This is a genomic window from Variovorax sp. OV084 (genome assembly GCF_900111625.1).
GTDB lineage: Bacteria > Pseudomonadota > Gammaproteobacteria > Burkholderiales > Burkholderiaceae_C > Variovorax.
On record NZ_FOII01000001.1, the window covers coordinates 1,209,481 to 1,229,869 of the forward strand.

19 protein-coding genes are annotated in these 20,389 nt (G+C 66.0%); 8 read left to right on the forward strand and 11 right to left on the reverse strand.

Translation table 11 applies throughout. The annotated features are described in order from the left end of the window. The 6 genes from BMW87_RS05890 to BMW87_RS05915 are packed head-to-tail and all read left to right on the forward strand — an operon-like array spanning position 1 to position 7,105. Positions 1 to 369, forward strand: a complete 369-nt coding sequence (locus tag BMW87_RS05890) for a nuclear transport factor 2 family protein (RefSeq protein ID WP_093074903.1) — start codon at positions 1 to 3, stop codon at positions 367 to 369. A gap of 55 nt (positions 370 to 424) precedes the next feature. Beyond that, positions 425 to 2,326, forward strand: a complete 1,902-nt coding sequence (locus BMW87_RS05895) for a YhgE/Pip domain-containing protein (RefSeq protein ID WP_093074906.1) — start codon at positions 425 to 427, stop codon at positions 2,324 to 2,326. A gap of 16 nt (positions 2,327 to 2,342) precedes the next feature. Then, a complete protein-coding gene (locus tag BMW87_RS05900) occupies positions 2,343 to 3,779 on the forward strand; it encodes a TolC family protein (RefSeq protein WP_093074909.1) in 1,437 nt (478 codons plus the stop codon). Then, entirely contained in the window at positions 3,779 to 4,765 is a 987-nt protein-coding gene (locus BMW87_RS05905) for an HlyD family secretion protein (protein ID WP_093074912.1), read from the forward strand. Before BMW87_RS05900 ends, BMW87_RS05905 begins: the two co-directional genes overlap by 1 nt. A 7-nt stretch (positions 4,766 to 4,772) precedes the next feature. Beyond that, the gene (locus tag BMW87_RS05910) at positions 4,773 to 5,957 is read left to right on the forward strand and encodes an ABC transporter permease (protein ID WP_093074915.1); all 1,185 of its coding nucleotides are present in this window, start codon (positions 4,773 to 4,775) and stop codon (positions 5,955 to 5,957) included. Then, positions 5,957 to 7,105 (forward strand): ABC transporter permease, encoded by a 1,149-nt coding sequence (locus BMW87_RS05915; protein WP_093074918.1) that lies wholly within the window; start codon positions 5,957 to 5,959, stop codon positions 7,103 to 7,105. Before BMW87_RS05910 ends, BMW87_RS05915 begins: the two co-directional genes overlap by 1 nt. On the opposite strand, the gene BMW87_RS05920 is transcribed toward BMW87_RS05915, so the two are convergent. Then, positions 7,102 to 7,731, reverse strand: coding sequence for a TetR/AcrR family transcriptional regulator (locus tag BMW87_RS05920; RefSeq protein WP_093074921.1), 630 nt, complete (start codon positions 7,729 to 7,731; stop codon positions 7,102 to 7,104). The two genes, BMW87_RS05915 and BMW87_RS05920, sit on opposite strands and share 4 nt — an antisense overlap. A gap of 128 nt (positions 7,732 to 7,859) precedes the next feature. Between BMW87_RS05920 and BMW87_RS05925 the strand changes: the two genes are divergently transcribed. Beyond that, positions 7,860 to 8,702 (forward strand): metal-dependent hydrolase, encoded by an 843-nt coding sequence (locus tag BMW87_RS05925; protein WP_093074924.1) that lies wholly within the window; start codon positions 7,860 to 7,862, stop codon positions 8,700 to 8,702. Between the two features lie 12 nt (positions 8,703 to 8,714). Here the strand turns inward: BMW87_RS05925 and BMW87_RS05930 are convergent, their stop codons facing one another. From BMW87_RS05930 to BMW87_RS05965, 8 genes are all read right to left on the reverse strand, one after another. Beyond that, positions 8,715 to 9,305, reverse strand: a complete 591-nt coding sequence (locus BMW87_RS05930; RefSeq protein ID WP_093054383.1) for a hypothetical protein — start codon at positions 9,303 to 9,305, stop codon at positions 8,715 to 8,717. 251 nt (positions 9,306 to 9,556) lie between these two features. Continuing rightward, a complete protein-coding gene (locus tag BMW87_RS05935; protein ID WP_007836713.1) occupies positions 9,557 to 9,787 on the reverse strand; it encodes a hypothetical protein in 231 nt (76 codons plus the stop codon). A gap of 22 nt (positions 9,788 to 9,809) precedes the next feature. Continuing rightward, complete coding sequence (locus tag BMW87_RS05940; protein WP_093054381.1) at positions 9,810 to 10,145, reverse strand: hypothetical protein; 336 nt, start codon at positions 10,143 to 10,145, stop codon at positions 9,810 to 9,812. Between the two features lie 17 nt (positions 10,146 to 10,162). After that, positions 10,163 to 11,074: a DUF6999 family protein gene (locus tag BMW87_RS05945; protein ID WP_093074927.1), complete on the reverse strand. Its 912-nt coding sequence runs from the start codon at positions 11,072 to 11,074 to the stop codon at positions 10,163 to 10,165. Then, on the reverse strand, positions 11,058 to 12,974 hold the full coding sequence (locus BMW87_RS05950) for a StlD/DarB family beta-ketosynthase (protein WP_093074930.1): 1,917 nt from the start codon (positions 12,972 to 12,974) through the stop codon (positions 11,058 to 11,060). The genes BMW87_RS05945 and BMW87_RS05950 overlap by 17 nt, the downstream gene beginning before the upstream one ends. A 3-nt stretch (positions 12,975 to 12,977) precedes the next feature. Further along, on the reverse strand, positions 12,978 to 13,919 hold the full coding sequence (locus BMW87_RS05955; RefSeq protein ID WP_093074933.1) for a fatty acid desaturase: 942 nt from the start codon (positions 13,917 to 13,919) through the stop codon (positions 12,978 to 12,980). After that, positions 13,900 to 14,673 carry a sterol desaturase family protein gene (locus BMW87_RS05960; RefSeq protein ID WP_093074936.1) on the reverse strand — a complete coding sequence of 258 codons (774 nt, stop codon included), beginning with the start codon at positions 14,671 to 14,673 and terminating at the stop codon, positions 13,900 to 13,902. Before BMW87_RS05960 ends, BMW87_RS05955 begins: the two co-directional genes overlap by 20 nt. A 9-nt stretch (positions 14,674 to 14,682) precedes the next feature. Continuing rightward, a complete protein-coding gene (locus BMW87_RS05965; RefSeq protein WP_093074939.1) occupies positions 14,683 to 16,257 on the reverse strand; it encodes a phospholipase D family protein in 1,575 nt (524 codons plus the stop codon). A gap of 141 nt (positions 16,258 to 16,398) precedes the next feature. Here BMW87_RS05965 and BMW87_RS05970 point away from each other — a divergent pair, with 141 nt between their 5' ends. After that, on the forward strand, positions 16,399 to 16,944 hold the full coding sequence (locus BMW87_RS05970; RefSeq protein ID WP_093074942.1) for a peroxiredoxin: 546 nt from the start codon (positions 16,399 to 16,401) through the stop codon (positions 16,942 to 16,944). Between the two features lie 40 nt (positions 16,945 to 16,984). Here BMW87_RS05970 and BMW87_RS05975 read toward each other — a convergent pair whose 3' ends face one another. Further along, complete coding sequence (locus BMW87_RS05975) at positions 16,985 to 18,415, reverse strand: HlyD family type I secretion periplasmic adaptor subunit (protein WP_093074945.1); 1,431 nt, start codon at positions 18,413 to 18,415, stop codon at positions 16,985 to 16,987. After that, positions 18,412 to 20,307 carry a peptidase domain-containing ABC transporter gene (locus BMW87_RS05980; RefSeq protein ID WP_218149739.1) on the reverse strand — a complete coding sequence of 632 codons (1,896 nt, stop codon included), beginning with the start codon at positions 20,305 to 20,307 and terminating at the stop codon, positions 18,412 to 18,414. Before BMW87_RS05980 ends, BMW87_RS05975 begins: the two co-directional genes overlap by 4 nt. Positions 20,308 to 20,389: the final 82 nt, after the last annotated feature.

The window sequence follows — 20,389 nt, forward strand, 5'->3', positions numbered from 1 at the left end:
ATGCCCACGCCCGAACGACTCGAATCATTCATCGCCGCCATCGAAGGCGGCGCGCATGCCAAGGCCATCGAGGACTACTACACCGAAGATGCCACCATGCGCGAGAACCAGGCCGAGCCGCGGCGCGGCCGCAGCACGCTGGTGGCGCAGGAAAGCGCCGTGCTCGACCGCACCGAGTCGGTGGTTTCCACCTGCGTGCGGCCGGTGCTGGTGAACGGCGACCACGTGGCGATCCACTGGATCTTCGAGTTCACGTTCAAGGGCGGCAGCAAGATGCGAATGGAAGAAATCGCTTGGCAGCGCTGGGAAGGCGAGCGCATCGCGGAAGAACAATTCTTCTACGACCCCGCCCAGAAAAAGCCGGGCTGACCGCTTCTGCACGCAAACCCCACCGCCATGGCGCTGCTGCAGACCTCCTAGCCCCATGCGATACCTTCACGCACTGTTCGCCGGTACCTGGGCCATCGCCCGGGCCGAGCTGGCGATCGTGCGGCGCTTTCCGCGCATCCTGCTGGCCGTGGTGGCGGTCGGCGTGGTGCCGGCGCTCTATGCGCTGATCTACCTCACGAGCGTGTGGGACCCGGCCGGGCACACGGCCGACCTGCCCGCCGCCATCGTCAACCAGGACCAGGGCGTGACCTACATGTCGCGCACCGTCAACGTCGGCGACGAACTCACGCACACCCTGCTCGACAAGCGCGCCTTCGGCTTCCGCGCGATGACCGACGCCGAAGCCGCGCGCGCCGAGGTTCGGCGCGGCACGCTGGCCTTTGCGCTGCTGATTCCGGCGGACTTCAGTGCCAACGCGGTACCGGGTGCGCAGCGCGGCGCCGGGCAACTGGTGGTCTACACCTCCGAAGGCAACAACTACAGCTCGGCCGGCCTGGCGCGGCGCTTCGCGGGCGAGCTGGGGCACCAGGTCAACGAGATGCTCAACGAGCAGCGCTGGGGGCTGGTGCTGAACGCGGCCTCCGGTTCGCAGCAGCGGCTCGACAAGCTCAAGCAGGCCCTGCTGGAGCTGCGCGACGGCAGCCAGACGCTGGCCAACGGCGCGGCCCAATACAGCGCCGCCGCGCAGCAGGTGAGCAGCGGGTTCAAGCAGGTGAACGGCGGCATCCGAACCATCGAATCGAAGCTGCCGGCGGACGCTGACCTGCGTGCACTGAAGGCCGGCTCGCAGCAACTCGCGGCAGGCCAGCGCGAACTCGGCAGCGGGCTCGCGCAGATCGGCGACGGACTCGGCCAACTCGAAGCCGGTGCCGGCCAGCTCGGCGACGGCGCGCGCAAGATGCAGAAGGATTCCGCCGACATTCCCTTCGTAGGCGAGCGCATCGCCAAGGGCGCGGGCGAACTCGCGGCCGGCGCTGACAAGCTGCGCGGCGGCATCGATCAGGCGCAGGGGGCCATGGCCAAGGCACAAGACGGCAATCACAAGCTCGCGGCCGGCGCCACTGCGCTCGACGGCGGCGTGGGCAAGCTCACCGACGGCATGGGGGCGCTGTCCGGCGGCATCCGCACCATGGCCGGCAAGCTGCCGGCGGACAAGAAGCTCGACGAGTTCGTGCAGGGTGGCGCTCAGCTTGCGCAAGGCGCGCAGCGCCTGCTGACCGGCGTGCGCACCATCGAAGCCGCCCTGCCCGCCTCGATCACCCGCATCCAGGGCAGCGCGTCGGGGCTGGCCGATTCGGTCGAGCCCAAGGTCGAGGTGGTAGCACCGGTGGACAACAACGGCAGCGCCTTCGTGCCCAACATGGTGTCGGTGGCGCTGTGGATCGGCGCGGTGATGGCCGGCTACCTGTTCAACATCCGCATCGTGCTGGCGGACCACACCCACTACCCGAAGCTCGCCAAGACGCTCGGCAAGATCACCATGCCGGCGCTGATCGTGCTGCTGCAGGTGGCGCTGGTGCTGGCCACGCTGCTGGGCGTGCTGCAGGTGCAGGCGCCGCACGTGGCCGCCCTGGCGCTCACGATGGCGCTGGCCTCGCTGGTCTTCCTGGTGGTGCTGTTCGCGATCCTGCATGTGTTCGGCGACTTCGGCCGCATCCTCACGGTGCTGCTGCTCACGCTGCAGCTGTCGGCCGGTGGCGGGGTGCTGCCGGTGGAGCTTTCGGCCGGCTTCTTCCGCACGGTGCACAGCTGGCTGCCGTTCAGTTGGGTAGTGCAGGCCTTTCGCGCGGTGATGTTCGGTGCCTTCGACGACGGATGGGCGCATGCATGCTGGGTAGTGGTGCTGTCGGGCGCAGTGGCCGTCGGGCTGATGGCGCTGTTCGGCAAATGGAAGGAAGTGCTGCTGGCGGACTACCGGCCAACGGTGCAGATCTGAACAGCCCCTTGAAACGATGACACGCTGCCGCCAAGCCCTTTCTCCTTCTCTCTACCTGCTGCCGGCACTGCTGGTGCTGGGCACCGCGGCTTTCGCGCAGGCCCAGGCCCGCAACGACGACACCCTGTCGCTCAGCTTCGAAGCGGCCCGCGCCCGCATGCTCGATCGCTCCGACAAGCTGGCCGCGGCCCGCGCGGCGGTCGAGTCGAAGGAACTGCAGGGCCAGGGCCTGAAGGGGCTCGGCGGCCCGACGGTCAGCGTCTCGGGGCTGGCCTATGCCTACAACGCGAACCTGAATCTCGACCTCGATCCGCTCAACCAGAAATTCGGGCAGATCGGCTCGGCGCTGCCGTCGTCCATCCAGAGCGTGATCGCGCGCGTGCCGATTCCGCAGCTGCCCAACAGCTACACGCTCAACCGCCACGACACCGGCGCCAACACATCGATCTCGGCCGTGTGGCCGCTCTACGTCGGCGGCGCGACCGATGCTGTGCGCGGCTTCGTCTCGGCCCAGACGCGCGAAGCGCAGGCCGATGCCGAACAGGCCGGCCACGAGGTCGACACGCTGCTGGTACAGCGCTACTTCGGCGCCCAGCTCGCGCAGCGCGCGGCCACGCTGCGCGCGCAGGCCGAGCGAACGATCGCACAGCATGATTCGGCGGCGCAGAAGATGCTCGCGGCCGGTGTGATCTCGCGCGTCGAGCGCCTGCAGGCCAGCGCCGCGTATGAGGAAGCACGGCGCAATGCGCGCAAGGCCGAGAACGACGCGGCGCTCGCCGCCGTAGCCCTGGCCCGCACGGTGCGTGCTGATGGCAGCGTGACGCCGCGGACGCCGCTCTTTCTCATCAGCACACCGATCGAACCGCTCGGCTATTTCATCGACTCGGCGCTCACGCGACACCCGGGCCTGGGCAAGGTCGCGGCCAAGAAGTCGCAGGCCGAGCAATTGCACGAAGGCGAAGAGGCGTTGCGCCGCCCGCAAGTCATTGCCTTCGGCACGCGCGAACTCAAGGGCGGCAACGCCGACTGGGTGGCCGGCCTCGGCGTGCGCTGGACGCTGTACGACTCGGTCGACCGCGACGCCCTGTCGGCTGCTTCACTCAAGCAGGTCGAGCAGGCCGAGCGCACCGACGCTCAGGCGCGCAGCGACATCTCGCTGCTGGTCGAACGCAACTGGCGCGCATTGGAGAACGCGCGCCGCCAATACCTCGAGATGAAGGCCTCGGTGGAGCTGGCGCAAGAGGTCGTGAAGCTGCGCACCTCGGGCTTGCGCGAAGGCACGAGCACCACGCTCGACCTGATCGACGCCGAAACCAACCAGGCCAAGGTGCTGACCGAACGCGCGCAAGCCGCCAACGACTACGTGCAAGCGCTTGCGCAACTGCTCGAAAGCGCGGGCCTTTCCGAAAGGTTTTCCGACTACATCGCGCGTGCCGACGTGAAGGTGAATTGATGATGAGTGCCAAGACCCGAAAACTGATCGCGATACTCGCCGCCCTGCTCGTGCTGGCGGTGCTCGTCTGGGGTTTCTGGCGCGCGTCGCAGCCCGCCCCCGAGGTATTCCAGGGCCAGATGGAGGCGCGCGAGACCGATGTTGCCGGCAAGGTGACGGCGCGTATCGCCGAAGTGCCGGTGAAGGAAGGCGACCGCATACAGGCCGGCGCGGTGCTGGTGCGCATGGACAGCCCCGAAGTGCGCGCCAAGCTCGCGCAGGCCACTGCCGCCGAACAGGCCGCGCAGGCCGTCGCCGACAAGGCGCAGAACGGCGCCCGCCCGCAGGAGGTCGAGATGGCGCGCATGCAGTGGCAGCGCGCCGAAACCGCGGCCCAGCTGGCGCAGACCTCGTACCGCCGTGTCGACGGACTTGCGCGCGAGGGCCTGGTGGCCGACCAGAAACGCGACGAGGCCGAAGCCAACTGGAAGGCCTCGCGCGACGCCGCCATTGCCGCCAAGGCGCAGTACGACATGGCACGCATCGGCGCCCGCCCCGAGGACAAGACCGCCGCCAGCGCGCAAGCGCGCCAGGTCGCCGGCGTGGTAGCCGAGGCCGAAGCCGCCAAGGCCGAGACCGAGCTGCGCAGCCCCGTCGGGGGCGAGGTGGCCAAGGTGCTGGCCAAGGTCGGCGAGCTGTCGCCGCAGGGCGTGGCCGTGGTCACGGTGGTCGACCTGAGCGACCAGTGGGTGGTGCTCAACGTGCGCGAAGACCGACTCGCCCGCTTCGCGCTCGGCAACGAATTCGATGCGCGCCTGCCCGCGCTGCCGGAAGACAGGCGCACGGCCCGCTTCAAGGTCTACTACAGCGCCGTGCTGCCCGACTTCGCGACGTGGCGCGCCACGCGCGGCGGCACCGGCTTCGACGTGCGCACCTTCGAGGTCCGCGCGCGGCCGCTCAAGCCCATCGACGGCGCTCGGCCCGGCATGAGCGTCTTGGTCGACTGAGTTCGCGATGAGCCTGCGCGGCTTTTCCGCAGCCAGCGCACGGCGCGAGTTCGCGCTGCTGCGCACGCGCCCCTGGGACCTGGCGATGGTCTCGTGGGTGCCGTTGCTGGCGGTGTTCCTGATCTGGTGGATCTTCTCTGCCGGCCTGCCCGAGCGATTGCCAATCGGCGTGCTCGACCAGGACCACTCGTCGCTCTCGCGCCAGTTGGTGCGCTTTCTGGACGCCACGCCCGGCTTGCGCGTGGTGCAGCGGTACGGCGACGAAGGCGAGATGGCGCGCGCCCTGACCAGCGGCGTGGTCGACGCGGCGGTGCAGTTGCCGCGCGACCTGAGCCGTGACGTCAAGCAGGGCCGCGTCGGGCAGGTAGTGCTGCTGCACAACGCGCAGCTCGGCACGCATTCGAGCCTGATCCAGCGCGACTTGCGCACCGCCGTGGCCACGGTTTCGGGCGGTGTCGAGCTCACGGTGCGCAACAAGCGCGGCGAGTCGATGACGGCGGCGCGCGTGAGCATGGAGCCAATCAAGGCGAGCATGGTGGCGCTGTTCAACACCTCGACCGACTACGAGCAGTTTCTCGGCGCGGCGCTGATTCCGGCGCTGCTGCACATTCTTGCGATGACGGCCGGCGCCTGGGCCGTGGGGCGCGAGCTGCGCGACCGCAGCATCGGCGAGTGGCTGGGCGCCGCGCCACGATGGCACGAGGCGCTGGCAGCGCTGGCGGGCAAGCTGGCGCTGCCGTTCGCGAGCCTTTCGGCGGTGGCCATCGCGGCGATGCTGTGGATCACCGCGGGTCGCGGGTGGCATCCGGTCGGTTCGCTCGGGTGGACGCTGTTTGCGCTGGTTGTGTTCCTGGCGCTGTCGATTGCGCTCGGGGCTTTCGCGGCGGCGCTCACGCGTTCGCTGCGCACTGCGCTTTCGGCTACGGGCTTCATCACGGCGCCGGCCTTCGCGTTCGGTGGCGTGGGTTTTCCGCTGGTCGCGATGCCCTTCTTAGCGCAGATATGGGCCGGCCTGCTGCCCTACACGCACTACATCCGCGTGCAGATGGAGCAGTTGCAGATGGGCGCGCCGGCGGTGTATTCGGTCGCCACGCCGCTGTGGATGGTGCTGGGCACGGGCGTGCTGCTTGCCGCGTCCGCCAGTGCGCTGGTGCGCGCGGCCGGAGCGCCCGACAGTTGGGGTGGACGGTGATGACTGACGAACGGCTCCACCTCGGCGCCGCATGGCGCGACACCGCGCTCGCCGTGCTGCGCGACAAGGGCGTGCTGCTGATCATGCTGCTCGCGCCCATCATCTACGGCTTCTTCTACCCGTGGCCCTATGGCACGCAGGCCGTGGCGCGCGTGCCGGTGGCAGTGGTCGACCAGGACCACACAGCGCTGTCGCGGCAGATCGCGCGCTTCGCGCTGGCCAATCCGCGGCTCGACGTGCGCATGGTCACGGGCGATGTGCGCGAGGCGCAGCAGGCGCTGTGGCGCGGCGACATCGAAGGCTATGCGCTGCTGCCGGCCGACCTCAAGCGCGATGTGCTGCGCGGCACCTCGGCCGTCGTCACCATCGAAGGCAACGGCGCCTATGCGCTGTTGAACAAAGCGGTGCTGTATGGCTTCTCGGAGGCCGTGGGTACGGTGTCGGCCGGGGTCGAGATCCGCACGCTGCAGGCTGGCGGCCAGAGCGCGATTCAAGCCGCTCGCAGCCGCAGTCCGCTCAACACGCAGCTGGTCGCGCTGTTCAACCCGACCGAAGGCTATGGCAGCTACGTGGTCCCGGCGGTGGCACTGCTGATCCTGCAGCAGACGCTGCTGATGGGCGTGGCGATGCTGGCTGGCACCTGGGCCGAGGCGGGGCGGCTGCGGGCCTCGATGGGAGCCTGGCTGGGGCGGCTGGGGGCTCTCTCGGCGTTCGGCTTTCTGAGCGGGCTCTTCTACTTCGGCTGGGTGTTCTTCTTGCAGGACTATCCGCGCGGAGGGAATCCGCTCGGTGCGCTGGTGCTGCTCGCGTTCTACGTGCCGGCGATCTGCGCGCTGGGCTTGGTGCTCGGCTGCTGGTTCCGAGACCGCGAGCGGGCTTTGCAGGTGCTGCTGTTCACCGCCCTGCCGATGGCCTTTCTCTCGGGCTTCTCGTGGCCTGTGGAGGCCTTGCCGGAGCCACTGCAGGCACTGCGCTGGCTCTTCCCGAGCACGGCGGGTATCCAGGCCTCGCTGCGGCTCAACCAGATGGGCGCGCCGCTGCATGACGTGCTGCCCTACCTTGGGGTACTGCTGTCGCTGACTATTGCGGGGCTGCTGGCGCTGTGGCTCGCGGCCACCCAGCGCACCGCCGGGCCGAAGCGCGTCTAGCGCTGGCTCTCGGCCGCCACGGCGCGCACCAGCCGCGTGGCGGGCGCCACCAGTTCGCGCAGGTCGCCCGCACGGTCCTGCTCGATGGCCTGCAGCACCAGTTCGTTGATGCCGCCAACCACGGTCATTGCCATCTCGCTCGTCAGGTGCACGGCGGGGCCATCCGCGCTGTCGCTGCTGTTGATCGCCACCTGGATGAAGTTGGCGATCTCGTCGTTCACCCGGCGCCGCACCACCAGGCCCGGCATGCCGAGCCCCAGGATCTCGACGAAGAGCGTGCGCAGCAGCACCGGGTCTTGCGCGAGGTAATCGAAGTACGCGGTCATGGCCTGCTCGACCTGCGCATGCCAGGGCTGCACCGGGTCGAAGGCCTCGCTCACCGCCTGCAGCGCGAGCCGGCTGGCGGTTTCGTAGAGCGCGATCAGGCACTCGGTCTTGGTGCTGAAGTGTTCGTAGAAAGTGCGGCGCGACACGGCGGCCTCGCGCACGATGTCGGCAATGGTTGTCTCGGCGTAGCCCTTGGCTGCCACGGCGTGCGCCATGCCCTGCAGCAGACGCTTGTAGTGCTCGCTCCCTGGGCCCTCGGCGGACTTGGAAGGGGCTGCTTTTTCGATGGTTTCGCTCATGAACGGCACATTTTCCTACGTCTCGGTACTTGACAGTACCAATTCACAATTGCAACATGGCGGCATGCGGTACTGATTTGTACCAACCATCCATCCACGCAACCCGTGCTTTTTCCAAGGCTTGTTTCATGACCGATCTCGTTGTCCGCCGCCTTCTGATCGACCTGCAACCGCCCTTTGCCCGCAACTGGTGCGGCGGCGATGCATTCTCGACCGCTTTCTTCAACGCCCTGTCGATGAGTTTCCCTTTCGGCGAGCAGTTCTTCATCGACGCGGTGCGCGACGCCGTCGCCACGCTGCCGGCCGAGGTACAGGAAAAACACAAGGCCGACGTGCGCGGCTTCATCGGGCAGGAAGCCACGCACCGGCGCATTCATTCACTCTTCAACAACCATCTGGAAAGCCAGGGCCTGGTCGACGGCTGGACGGCGCGCGCCAGCAAGCGCATGGCCCTGATGGAAGAAGCCGACCCACGCCACGCGCTGGCGGTGACGGCGGCCACCGAGCATTTCACGGCGATGTTCGCTGAGTGGCTGCTGGCGCACCCGCAGGTCCTCGACGGCGCCGAGCCCCGGCTGCGCACCATGTGGCTATGGCACAGCGCGGAAGAGCTGGAACACAAGAGCGTGGCCTTCGACATCTACCAGGCCGCGGGTGGCTCCGACGAATGGCGCACGCGCTGGTTCCGCCGCGTGACGATGATGTTCCTGGGCGACCTGATGCACCAGACCATCGACAACCTGCGCCACGAAAAGCAGCTGTGGAAATGGTCGACCTGGAAGAGCGCCGCGCGCATCCTGCTGAGCCGCGACGGCCTGCTGCGCGGCAACCTGGCCGGCTGGCGCAGCTACCTGCGCGCGGACTTCCATCCGATGCAGCAGGACAGCAGCCTGTCGGAGCGCTGGCTGGCGGACAACCGTGCGCAGTACACGCCAGTGGGCGCGGCGCCTGAGGCGGCCGCTGCCGGCTGACGGGCAAGAAACTCAGTAGAAATTGGCGCGGTGCGGCGCGCCGCTGCCGGCCTGCTGTTGCTGCTCAGGGCGCAGCGTCAGGTCGTGCAGGGTGTCGAAATCGGACGGAGCATCCGGCACACGCATCACCACTTCGAGCTCGTGCATCGACGCAACCCAACGGCCGGCTGGCGATTCGGCCGGCTCGTCATTGGCGAACACGCCGTCGCGGATGTAGAAGGTCTCGCCCTCCGGGCGCTCGGCATGCAGCTCGATCAGGCGCGCGATCGAGAAGTTGTACGTCACGAGCTTCTCGCGCGTCTTGCGGTCCTTGCCACCGCAGTTGAACGAGCCTTCGGCGGCGATGACGATGCAGGAGCCGTCTACCCCGCCGTCCATCTCGATCTCGTTGCCCGAGCGCCAGATGGCGTTGGGCAGGCGCACGCGCACCTTGTCGATCACGAGGTCGCGCTGCTTGTTGAGGCTGCCCAGGGGTGGCACCAGCGAACGCAGCTGCCGCAGGCGCTCGGCGAAGTTGTCGTCCATCAGGAATTCGACATGGTGCGTGGCGCTGCCGGACGAGCGCTTGACCACCTGCATGACCACGTGGCGCGACTTAGCCATGGCAGGGCCCCTTTGCAAGCGTTGAATTCCATGTCCCGCGAGGGGCGTCGACGGTGTGGCTGCAATTCATTGGAAATCGGCTACTAGTAGAACTTTAGATTACATGCAATTACATGCATCATTTGTGTCCAACTGTATAACGATTGCCGGCAATGCGGAAGGCCATTCCGTGACTTATGCACGAGGAAATGTCTCCAAAATGCCTCCCCAATGTGCTAGCAGGCACACTGCCAGCAGTTGGGGGCAATCCCCTATTCGAGGGATTCGTCGAGCGCCTTGCAGGAAGGCGCGCACACGGTCTGGGACTTGCCCAGCACCTGGCGCGTACGCAGCTGCGAGCGCACGCGGTGCTTGCCGCACATGAAGCACGACATGGTCGCGCCGCTGAACGACGCCGAGGCGCGGAACGGCGAACCCGGCGTCTTGGACTTGTAACGCAGCCCATCCGCCACCACTGCCGTCTTCACTTCACCCTTCGCCATGCGTCTTGTCCTTGCTGTTCAGTTATGCACTGCGCATTGCGCGTGCAATGGCTTCCCGTGCGCTGATTTCAGCGGCCAGGGAAGCGTCCAACGCCGAGCGGCAAAGCCCGGCGTGCTTGTAATTGAGGTTCTCGTACACCTCGGCCGCGGCCGGATAGGCATCGAGCAGGCGGCCTAGTTCGGCGCCCTGCTCGACGTCCTCGAACTCATGCACGAGGTGCTCGACCACGGAGCGGTACTGCTCTGCGCCTACGGGCACAGGGCTGTGCTCAAGCTTTTCCAGCAGTTGCGCCAGCACGTGGGTCACTGCCAGATCGGTCTTGGGAGACGGATTATCGGTCGTGTTCATGGTTTCCATCTGGGGGCAGCATACGCCTATGCAAGTGGCTGCTCGTATAGGGATGTCTCCGGCTCCCCCGCCTTTTGCGCCGCCTGCATCCGCTGGAGCAGGCTGTGCAGCATCTCGGTCGAGAGCCCGTGGATCACCAGCCGGTGCCCCGCCCGCAGGGTCGACAGGGGCACCAGCGGATGCTTGTTGTTGACCAGGATCAGGTGTTCGGGCGCGTTCAGGAGCGTCGCCGTGTAGATGCCGATGGTTTCGTCCAGCTGCAAGGAATTGGCCGCGCGCCAGAAATCGTTGTCCGTGAGCATCAGCTGGTAGAGCGGCGTGAACAGCTCGATGGCGCTCTGCAGGTCGAGAAAATTGAGCCTGCCCTGGGGCATGTCCTCCAGCCGCAGCCCTGGCTCCCTGATCATCGAAAAATCGACCTTCTCCGCCTTGCACAGCGCCACGCCCTTGTCGCGCAGCGCCTTGTTCAGCCGGATCACGAAGTTGAAGAGGTTCAGGTCGTGCTTCAGGAACATCTCGTCCTTCAGCGCGTCGATGTCGGCCGGCTCCAGCGGATTGGTGGCCACCGGAGCCGGCGAATTCCGCCCGATGAAGGCCAGCACCTGCGAGCCCAGGTGAAAGTGCCGCAGGATGAGCCAGTTGGCCTCCGGCGACACGAAGCGCTTCAGCCCCCAGGCCAAAAACCGGTGCAGCAGCATCGAATGCGACCAGTTGCGCGGCACGAACACCTTCACGATCTGGATCAGGATGATCGTCAGCCGCGCGATCGGCCGCAGGAACGGCAGCAGATACTGCCGCGAGCCCGAACTCGAATCGGCCAGCCACGCCGCCTTGACGTTGTCGGGCAGCGGCGTGCTCTGGTCGAGGTACAGCGCCAGCCAAGGACTGGGGTCGCGCTCGTCGTGCGCCTGCGTCAGGAAATCAGGTGTTCGATCCATGGGGCATACGCTCCGTGATGTGCTGGAACTGCATCAGGTACAGCGCGGCCGTGTGGCGCGCGGTGTCTGTGATCTGGCGGGCGGCGCGCGCCTGCCCTTCCACGGCCATCACCATCTCGACCGCCGTGAGCCAGCGGCTCAGGTGGTGCTCGTCGTTGTGGCCGTGGTATTCGAGAAAACGGAAGGCATCGGGCGGCAGCTTCAGGCTGGCCTTCAGCAGCGGCAACAGCGCCGGCACGATGCGCTGGCCCGTGCCTTCGATGATGTAGATCGCGCCCAGCAGGCCGATCGGGTCGCGCGTGGCGGCCAGGCCGTGCAGGTAGCCATTGAGCGCCTCGCCGCCCGGGTTGCGGCGCAGGTCCTCGATGCGCTCGACCGTGCCGCCCGCCTTGCGGTAATCGCTGAAGAGGATGTTGAAGTCGTTCTGCTCCTCGCCCGCGTGCACGCCGATCAGCGAGGCCAGCACCTGGTACGGCTCGCTCAGCGAGGCGGCGCCTTCGCGCATCCACAGGCTGCCCTCGCGCACCTGCGGCACCCATTGCTCCATCCAGTTCAGGTAGTCGGGCACGGCAAAACGGCGCTCGCGGATCTGGCGGACCAGCGGCGTGCGCCAGACGCGCGAGCGGTAGTCGTGCCAGATGGCGGCCAGCTCGGTGAGCAAGGCGCCGAGTCCTTCGGGTGCGGCGGCCGGGTCATGCGGAGGCGCAATGACGAGGTCGTCGTCGGGCACCGCTGCCGCTCGGGGCGCCACCACCACGGGCGCCGCATCGGCTGCCTCGACTTCGAGCAGCATGTACGCCGCCATGAAGCGCCCCGATTCCGGCACGTAGCAGAAGATCTGCTCGCCGGGCTTCAGCGTCTTGGTGTGCAGGAACTCAGCCAGCATCACGAGGATTGACGCCGCCCCGGTGTTGCCGCGCCATGCGAGGTTGCTCCACCAGCGCTCACGGGGAATCGACAGGTCGGCCTTCGCCATCAGGTCCTCGACCACCGGGATGAATTTCTCCGACGAGTAATGGCACAGGAAGTGATCGACCCGCTTCGGATCGACCCAGCCGTCGCGCACCAGCCCCGCGTATTCGTGGATGCCGATGTCGAACAGATGCGGCAGGAGGCGTATGTCCTGCCGCAGCGACAAGGCGCCCGCCGCTTCGGCCTCGGCCCAGGAGCCGAAGTCGAGGTGGCCGCGCGCGCGGTCTTCGGTCAGGCCCAGCTGCATGCAGACCGGGTAGTCGCCCGAGAACGCACGTTGATGCACCCACTTCAGCTTCAGGCGCAACCCAGGCGCGCCGGCCAGTGCGGGCGTGCCGTCGGACAGCAGCAAGGCGCCCGCGCCATCCGACAGCATCCAGCGTAGAAAGTGCGAGTCGAAGTCGGTTTCATAGCCGCGCGCCGCGAAGCGCGAACGCTTGAAGAGGCGCGACGGCATCTCGCTCGCCACCGCCATCGCCGAGCGGTGCGCGCCCAGCTCGATGCCCTGCGCGGCAGTCTGGATCGCCGACACGCCTGCCGCGCAGATGCCGTGCACCGAATGCGTTTCCATCGGCTGAGCCGCCAGTTCGCCCTGGATCATGTTGGCGAATCCCGGCATCAGCGTGTCTCCGCCCGACGAGCCGCTGGCCAACAGCGACACGCGCGACAGCTCCGCACCGCCCCGCCGCAGGCAGTCGCGGATCGCGCCGGCCGCCAGCTGCGCGTTGGTGTGCTGCGTCACGCCTTCCGCATCGATGGCGTAGTGCCGCGTGAGGATGCCGTTCTCCGCCAGGATGCGCCGCTTGATGCGCTCCGACATGCGGTTCAGCGGCGCGATGTACGCGTCCATGCGGTCGTTGGGAATGGGCTCGCCCGGCATGAAGTAACCGGCGCTTTCGAGATAGACGCGTTGGAATGAGACAGGCATGGTTCAGGTGATGGATGAATCGGGAGGCATCAGCGGGCGGCTGCGAAAACGCGGCCACACGGTCCCCAGCACGAACACGCGCACCATGTACGGCACCAGCCCGCCCTCGTTGAGCACAGGATCCACCCGCGCGCGGTAACGCGTGCGATGCAGATGCGTGAGCTCGGACCAATGGGCATGCGGGTTCTCGTGGTGTGCGGTGTGCAGGCCGATGTTGAACAGCAAGGGGTTCACCAGCCCCTCGAAATTGCGGGCGTAGTTCAGCTGGCTACCCGAGGTATCGCTCGGCGCCTCCTTGCGCACGGGTTTTCGGCCGTCGGCATGCGCGTGCTGCAGGTAGTTGGTCGCCAGCAGCCAGTGCAGGCCATGCAGCTGCGGCACGATCACAAACAGCAGGGCCTTGCGCCAATCGAGCGCCAGCAGCACCGTCCAGCTGACCAGCCACAGCACGTACTGCGCCATGCAGTAGCGCCATGCGCCGCGCCGATGCTTCCGCAGCCGCGCCAGCCACGCGAAGAACACCGGAATCAGCACCCACACGGCCTGGAACGGATGCAGCAGATAGCCCCGCAGATGATTGGTGTCGCCACCGAAGCGGTAGGTGCGCGCCACGTCCCTCGGCCCGTGCCGGTGGCGATGATGGTTGGCCACGTGCGCGGGCCAGAACACGAAGGTCGGGTGGCCCTGCAGCAGCGTGATCCAGAAATCCGTCAGCCGGTTCATGCGCCGCCCGCGCCACATGCGCAGGTGCACGTGGTTGTGATGGATCACGCCAACGCCGAGCGTCAGGAACAGCATCAGCCCATACAGCAGCGCGTTGAAACCGTGGAGCCATTGCCACGCTGCCAGCGCAGGCAAGGCGGCGAGGTAGGCAAGGCTCTGCCAGTCGCGCCAGTGGCGCAGCCCCGGCAGGCGACGGCTCGCGTCAGGCCGCGGTCGCGCCATGCTTCTTTCGGAAAGCCTGAAGTACCGGCTCGGCTGCATCGGCCGCAATGCGCGTCCTGAAGAGCCGATCCATGAACGTGAACTGGAAGCCGTAGTTGCCGTTGTGCACGGCATGGTGCAGATGGTGCCGGCGGCTTGCCGCGAACCAGTGGCTGTACGACACGCCCGTGAAGAAGTCGTAGTTCGAATGCCCGATGCAGTTGAAGAACAGGCTGAACACCGGCACCGCCGCCAGCGACCAGAAGCTGAAGTCGTGCACCACCATCGGCAGCAGGATCACGTTGCCGAGCATCAGCGCCTCGACGGGATGGAAGCTGTAGGTCGCCCAGGGCGTAGTCACGAACGAGCGGTGATGTGGCCCGTGAAAGCGCCGCAGCCAGCGCGTGTGCAGCAATCGGTGGTTGATCCAGAAATGCACGTCGTTCCAGAACGCGAGCACGAGGATCTCGACCGCGATCTGCCGCCACCCCGCATCGCCGTCGAGCCGCGCCCAGCCAAGCTGAAGCAGCCCCCACGGAAACACCATGCCCAGCCCGAAGATCAGCACCGACACGCCCGACTGCCCCAGCTCGCGCCGCAGTTGCCCCGGCTGCAGCGGCCGCGGATCGAGTTCGCGCCCGATGCCCAGCGCCGGCAACACGCGCTTCGTCAGCAGCCACGTGATGCCGCCGAAGCCGAGATAGATACCGCCGAAAAAAAGCACGCCCCACAGCATGACCTGCGGGGCGGACAACGAAGTGAAGGTCTGCGCCATCCCCCGAGGCTACAACAGCATCTCGGGAACGATCGGCGCTATGAGCATGTTGTAGAAGCGCTGGAAGAAGCTCGACTCCGGCTCCGAGGTCAGGATCACTTCTTTCTCGCCGTCGTTCGTCAGCCATTGCAGCGTGCCGGTGTCCTTGGCCAGCCGCAGCCGGTAGGAGTTCTGCAGCTTGCTGATGTTGATGACGCGCATCATCTCGCGCGCCAGCTGCGGGCTGTCGACCACCAGCCCCATCTCGGTGTTCTGGCTGGCCGAGCGCGGGTCGAGGTTCATCGAGCCGATGAAGATGCGTGTCTTGTCGATGGCCGCGGTCTTGGCATGCAACCGCCCGAGCGACTTGCCGAACATACCGAAGCGCTCGCCTGCGCTGGTGCGCTGCGGGCTCAGTTCGTACAGGTCGGCCCCGCCTTGCAGCAGCCGCTCGCGATAGCGCGCGTAGCCGGTGTGCACCAGCGGCTCGTCGTTGGCAGCCAGCGAATTGGTCAGCAGCGTGAGCTTGACCTTGCGCCGGGTCAGGTCCTCGAAGGCCTCCATGCCGCGCTCGCCCGGCACCAGGTACGGCGAGGTCATGTCGACCTCGGTCTTGGCGTCGAGCAGCAGCGCCCAGACCTTCATCGTCACGCTGGTGGAGATCGCCTCGTCGGCTGTCATGGTCGCGGGCTTGGTGGGCGGGTCGGCGATGGCACGGGCCTCGCCCCACAGCAGGCCCATGCGGCCGCCGTCGAGCTCTTCGGCGATGGGGCCGTAGCCGAGGATGTCGGACGGCGGCAGCACGATCTTCGGCGGTGGCGCGGCCATGCCCACCCAGCCGTCGAAGTCGGTGCCGGTCGGCTTGCGGCCGCCCTCGCCCGTCACGATGTCGGCAATGGGCCAGACCTGTTCGCTGTTCCAGTAGGCGTCGAAGATCGACTCGAGCTGCGGCACCACCTTGCCGACCACCAGCGCGTCCATGTCGATGAAGTTCTGCGCCTCGCTCAGCACGAAATACTCGTCGGCAATGTTGCGCCCGCCCACTACAGCCATCACGCCGTCCGCAATGAAGAGCTTGTTGTGCATGCGGTGGTTGAGCCGCGGAATCTCCCACGGCGACGCCGCAAAGCGCGAGAGGAAACCGTTGCGCCCGCAGCAGAACGGGTTGAACAGGCGCACGTCGACATTGGGCGTCTCGGACAGCGCCAGCAGCAGTTGCTGGCTCTTCACTGTGTACAGGTCGTCCACCAGCACCCTCACCTTCACGCCCCGGCCCGCGGCCTCGCGCAGCGTGCGCAACAGCAGGCGGCCAACGGCATCGTTCTCGAGCTGGTAGTACTGCACCACCAGCGAGCGCTGGGCCCGCTGGGCCAGCTGGATGCGCGCATCGAGCGAGTACACGCCCAGTGGCATCAGCCGGAAGCCCGAGTGCTCGTCGGGCGGCGTGGAGGCGGCGACGATCTTCGCCAGCGTGGTCGATGGGTCGGCCGAGGCGGCGAACTCGGCGGGCCGCTCCCGCGCCGGCGGCAGCGAGCCGCAGGCGCCGAGTGCCGCTATCAGGACGCCCGCGAGCGCGATGCGCAGAAACGAGAGCCAGGTGTTCATGATGGTTCGCCCATTGCTTGGTGCTTCCCGCCGTTTTTCGGTTGTTGTGTTCAATACGCCGGCCAGCCCGCGCCGGTTTCAAAGGCCCATTCAGGGGATGCTCAAGCCTAGAATTCGCTCCACATCGCTCGGAGTTACATCATGGCTCGTTCGCACCTCCATCGCATCGCATGGATGACGATTTTTGCAGCCCTTGCCCACCCTGCCTGGGCCGCCCTGGACATCGGCGACCCCGTGCCCAAGTTCACCGCCAACGCCGCCCTGGGCGGCAAGACCTTCCGCTACTCGCTGGCCGACGCGCTCGCCAAGGGACCGGTGGTGTTGTACTTCTTTCCTGCTGCCGATTCCAACGACTGCTCGATCGAGGCCCACGCCTTCGCCGAAGCCGTCGACCAGTTCGCCGCGCTGGGCGCCACCGTGATCGGCGTCTCGGCGGACGACATAGGTACCCTGTCGAAGTTCTCGGTCAAGTCGTGCCAGAGCCGATTTCCGGTGGCGTCGGACGAGAACAAGACCGTGATCCAGGGTTTCGACGCGCTGATGCAGACGCGGCCGGACTTCGCCAACCGCCTGTCGTACGTGATTTCGCCGGACGGCAAGGTCGCCTACTACTACCAGAACCTGAATCCGGACAAGCACGTGGAGCGCATGTTGAATGCCGTGAAGGCGCTGCCGAAGGCCAAGTAGCGGCTTGTCGCCCCCGAGAGCAGCCGCTATGGACTTCGCTCTACCGAACTCGAACGCCTTCGTTCCAGCCCTTTTCGAGCGGATTCAATACCAGCTGGATCAAGCGTCGTCTATCGGTCTGAATGTCAGCTTGCAAACTCATGCCCGACTGCAGCGCTTGAGGGCGTCCCTTGATCCAGATGCTCGCGTCGGGGCCAGCGAGCGCAATCTGCACGCGATAGGCAAGACCATTCGTTCGCTGTTCTGAACTACCACCATCGAAGTTGCGATTGCTAGAACCGGATTGACTGGTGCCCACTTGTTTATCAAGCGCCCGGGGATCCTGGAATTCGGCATCGGCGCTGATCCACTTCACCTTCCCCGCGACCGAACCGTATTGCGTGAAGGGAAAGCTGTCGAGCTTGACCTCGACCGTCTGCCCCAACTTCACGTACCCGATATCGTTGTTGCTGAGCAAGACTTCCGCAATCAGCGGAGTGTTTTCGGGAACGATCGTCAGGAGTGGCTGGTTGGCCGCAACCGCACTGCCGAGCGTGGCGATTCCTATGCTCTGGACCACCCCGGAAACCGGCGCACGCAGGGTCTTCAGGCCATTGAGTTGCTGGGCCTTCTCGAACTCGGCCTGAAGGCTCGCGCGCTCCCTGCTGGCTTGCTCCACCTCGCCAAGAATCTGCACCTTTCTTTCCTGCTCGACGGAGGTTTGGCGAAAACGCGCTTCTTGAAGGCCTGCGGCGAGTTGCGACAGCGTCTGAGTCTGTGCGGCCAGATCGTGCTCAAGGCCTACGACCTCCTGCTCCTGCTTGAGCCGCTCACCCTCGCTGAAAAACCCCTCCTTGACCAGCGCAAGGCTCTGTTGGTAGCGCTTCGTCGCCAATCCAAGGTTCAGGCGCAGCTTCGTATGAGTTGATTCCGCCGCCTTGAGCGCTTTCGTCTTCTCATCGACCGACGCCCTTGCTTCTGCGAGCTTCGCTTCGAAGGCAGCCTCGCGGGCCTGAATCGTCGCGAGCTGATCGGGCGTCAATACGGGCGCCGTTCGCACGACATCGGAACCGGGGACGAGCGACGACATGGGCAGGTGCTGCCCTTTCATCTCAACCATGAGCCTAGCCATCTGCTGCTGGTTCTGCTGCAGCCGTTGCTGACTGCTGGAGAGATCTGCCTGAGACAACGTGGGATCCAGCTCGATCAGGAGGTCTCCCTCCTTCACCCGCTGACCTTCCCGCACGTGGATCGCGCGCACGAGCGCCGGTTCGATCGTTTGCAGCACTTTCACTCGTCCATCAGGGATCAGGCGGCCAGGCGCTGTGGCGACAATCTCGATCTCGCCTATGCAAGCCCAGGCGATGGCACCGAACAGCAATACAGCCAACGTCCACATCAGACCACTGGCAAAAGGGGCTGGGGGTGTCTCCTCGATGCTGAGCGTCGGACTGTGAAACGCCTTCTCCCTGGAGGACAATACATCGCTCACAGGGGGGCCTCCGCCGAACTCCCGCGCCGTTCCGGCCGCGCAGAAGATTGACTCCTGCGCGTCACAGGCATCGGCTCCTGCTGTTGCATTGCCCAGAGCCTTGAAAACTCGCCTTTCTGCGCCACTAGGTCTTGCAGCGGGCCCTGCTCCACCACCCGTCCGCTGTCCAGCACGACGATGCGGCCGCAATGCCGCAATGTCGAAAGACGATGAGCGATCATGATCACCGTACGGCCTCTGCAGATCTGCGCCATGTTGGCCTGAATGGCCTGTTCGCTTTCGACGTCCAGCGCACTGGTGGCCTCGTCGAAGATCAGAATTCGCGGATCTCCCGTCAATGCACGCGCAATGGCGATGCGCTGGCGCTGGCCGCCCGAAAGAAGAGCGCCTCGTTCGCCAACCGGCGTTTGGTAGCCCTGCGGCAACGCCGTGATGAATTCGTGCGCTCCCGCTTGCTGCGCTGCGAAAACAATGCGATCGAAGGCCAACCCCGGGTGAGCCATAGCGATGTTCTCGGCAATCGTTCCGCTGAACAGGAAGCTATCCTGAAGAACCACGCCGATCTGGCGACGAAGTTGCTGTGGATCGGCCTGCGCAATGTCATGCCCATCGATCAGTATCCGCCCAGCCTCCAGGCCATACAGCCGCTGAATGAGTTTGGTCAGCGTCGACTTCCCGCATCCCGAGCGCCCCACGATGCCCACCACGTCCCCAGGCTCAAGGACCAGGCTGACATCTTGCAGGACAAGGGAAGCCTCCACCTGGTAGCGAAAGCAGACCGACTGCAGTTCCACGCGCCCCTTGAACAACGGCATTGCCTGCGCACTGGCGCTACTGGGCTCTGCTTGTGCGTTCATAAGGTCACCCATGCGATCAACCGAAAGCTTGACCTGCTGGAAGTTCTGCCAAAGACCGACGAGACGCGAAACGGGCTGCAGCACCTGCCCAGCAAGCATCTGGAATGCGATCAAGCCACCGACAGTGAGCTCGTTGTCCATCACGAGCGTAGTGCCTACCCAAAGCACAGCCAGCGTCAACATGCGCTGCACCGCCTGCGAAATGCTCTGCGCCGCGTTTCCCAGCTTGCTGACATCGAACCCCGCGGCAACCTGCCGGGCGGCAAGCAGATCCCACTTGCGTTGCCACATCGGCGCTAGCGCCAGGCTCTTCACCGTGTGAATGCCGTGGATGCTTTCGACCATGAAACTCCCAGCCTCGGCGCCGCGATCGAACTTGGTCTGCAGCGCTCGCGCAAAGATGGGCTGCGCCACCAACGTGACCAAAGCCAGGATCGGTAAGCCTACGAGCGTCACGACGGTAAGCTTGACGCTATAGAGGAGCATCACTGCGATGAAGATCCCGATGAACAGACCGTCGACGAGCGTCGTCAGCGCACCGCCGGTGAAGAATCCGCGAATGTTCTCCAGTTCCCGCGTACGGGCCAGCGTGTCGCCAGCCTGCCGCTGCTCAAAATAGCGGATAGGCAGGCTTAGCAGATGGCGAAAGAGGTCACTCGACAACCCCGCATCCAGGCGGGCAGATGTGTGAGCGAGCATATAGCCGCGCAGTGTGTTGGTGACCGCCTCGAACACGATCAGTCCCGCCATCCCAATGCCCAGCACATGAAGCGTTGACAGGCTTTTGTGCATCAAGACCTTGTCGATGATGACTTGGCTGAACAGTGGGGTGGTCAGCGCGACCAACTGAAGCAGGAACGCGCCAAGCAGCACCTGCCCGAGCGGCTTGCGATAGCGCCAAAGGATAGGTACGAACCAGCCCAACCCAAAACGCCTGTTCGAGCCCCCTTCGGACAACCCGAGGTGCAGCGGCTGATGGAACCGAAGGATCGAAAGCACGCCATCGCGCCCGTACTGCGACGCCAGCGCGGTCATGGAAACCCATTTGAACGTCGAGCTGTCAGGAACCCACAGGAGCAATTCCTGCGCGGGCTGCGGCGATGTGGTGGCACCAGGC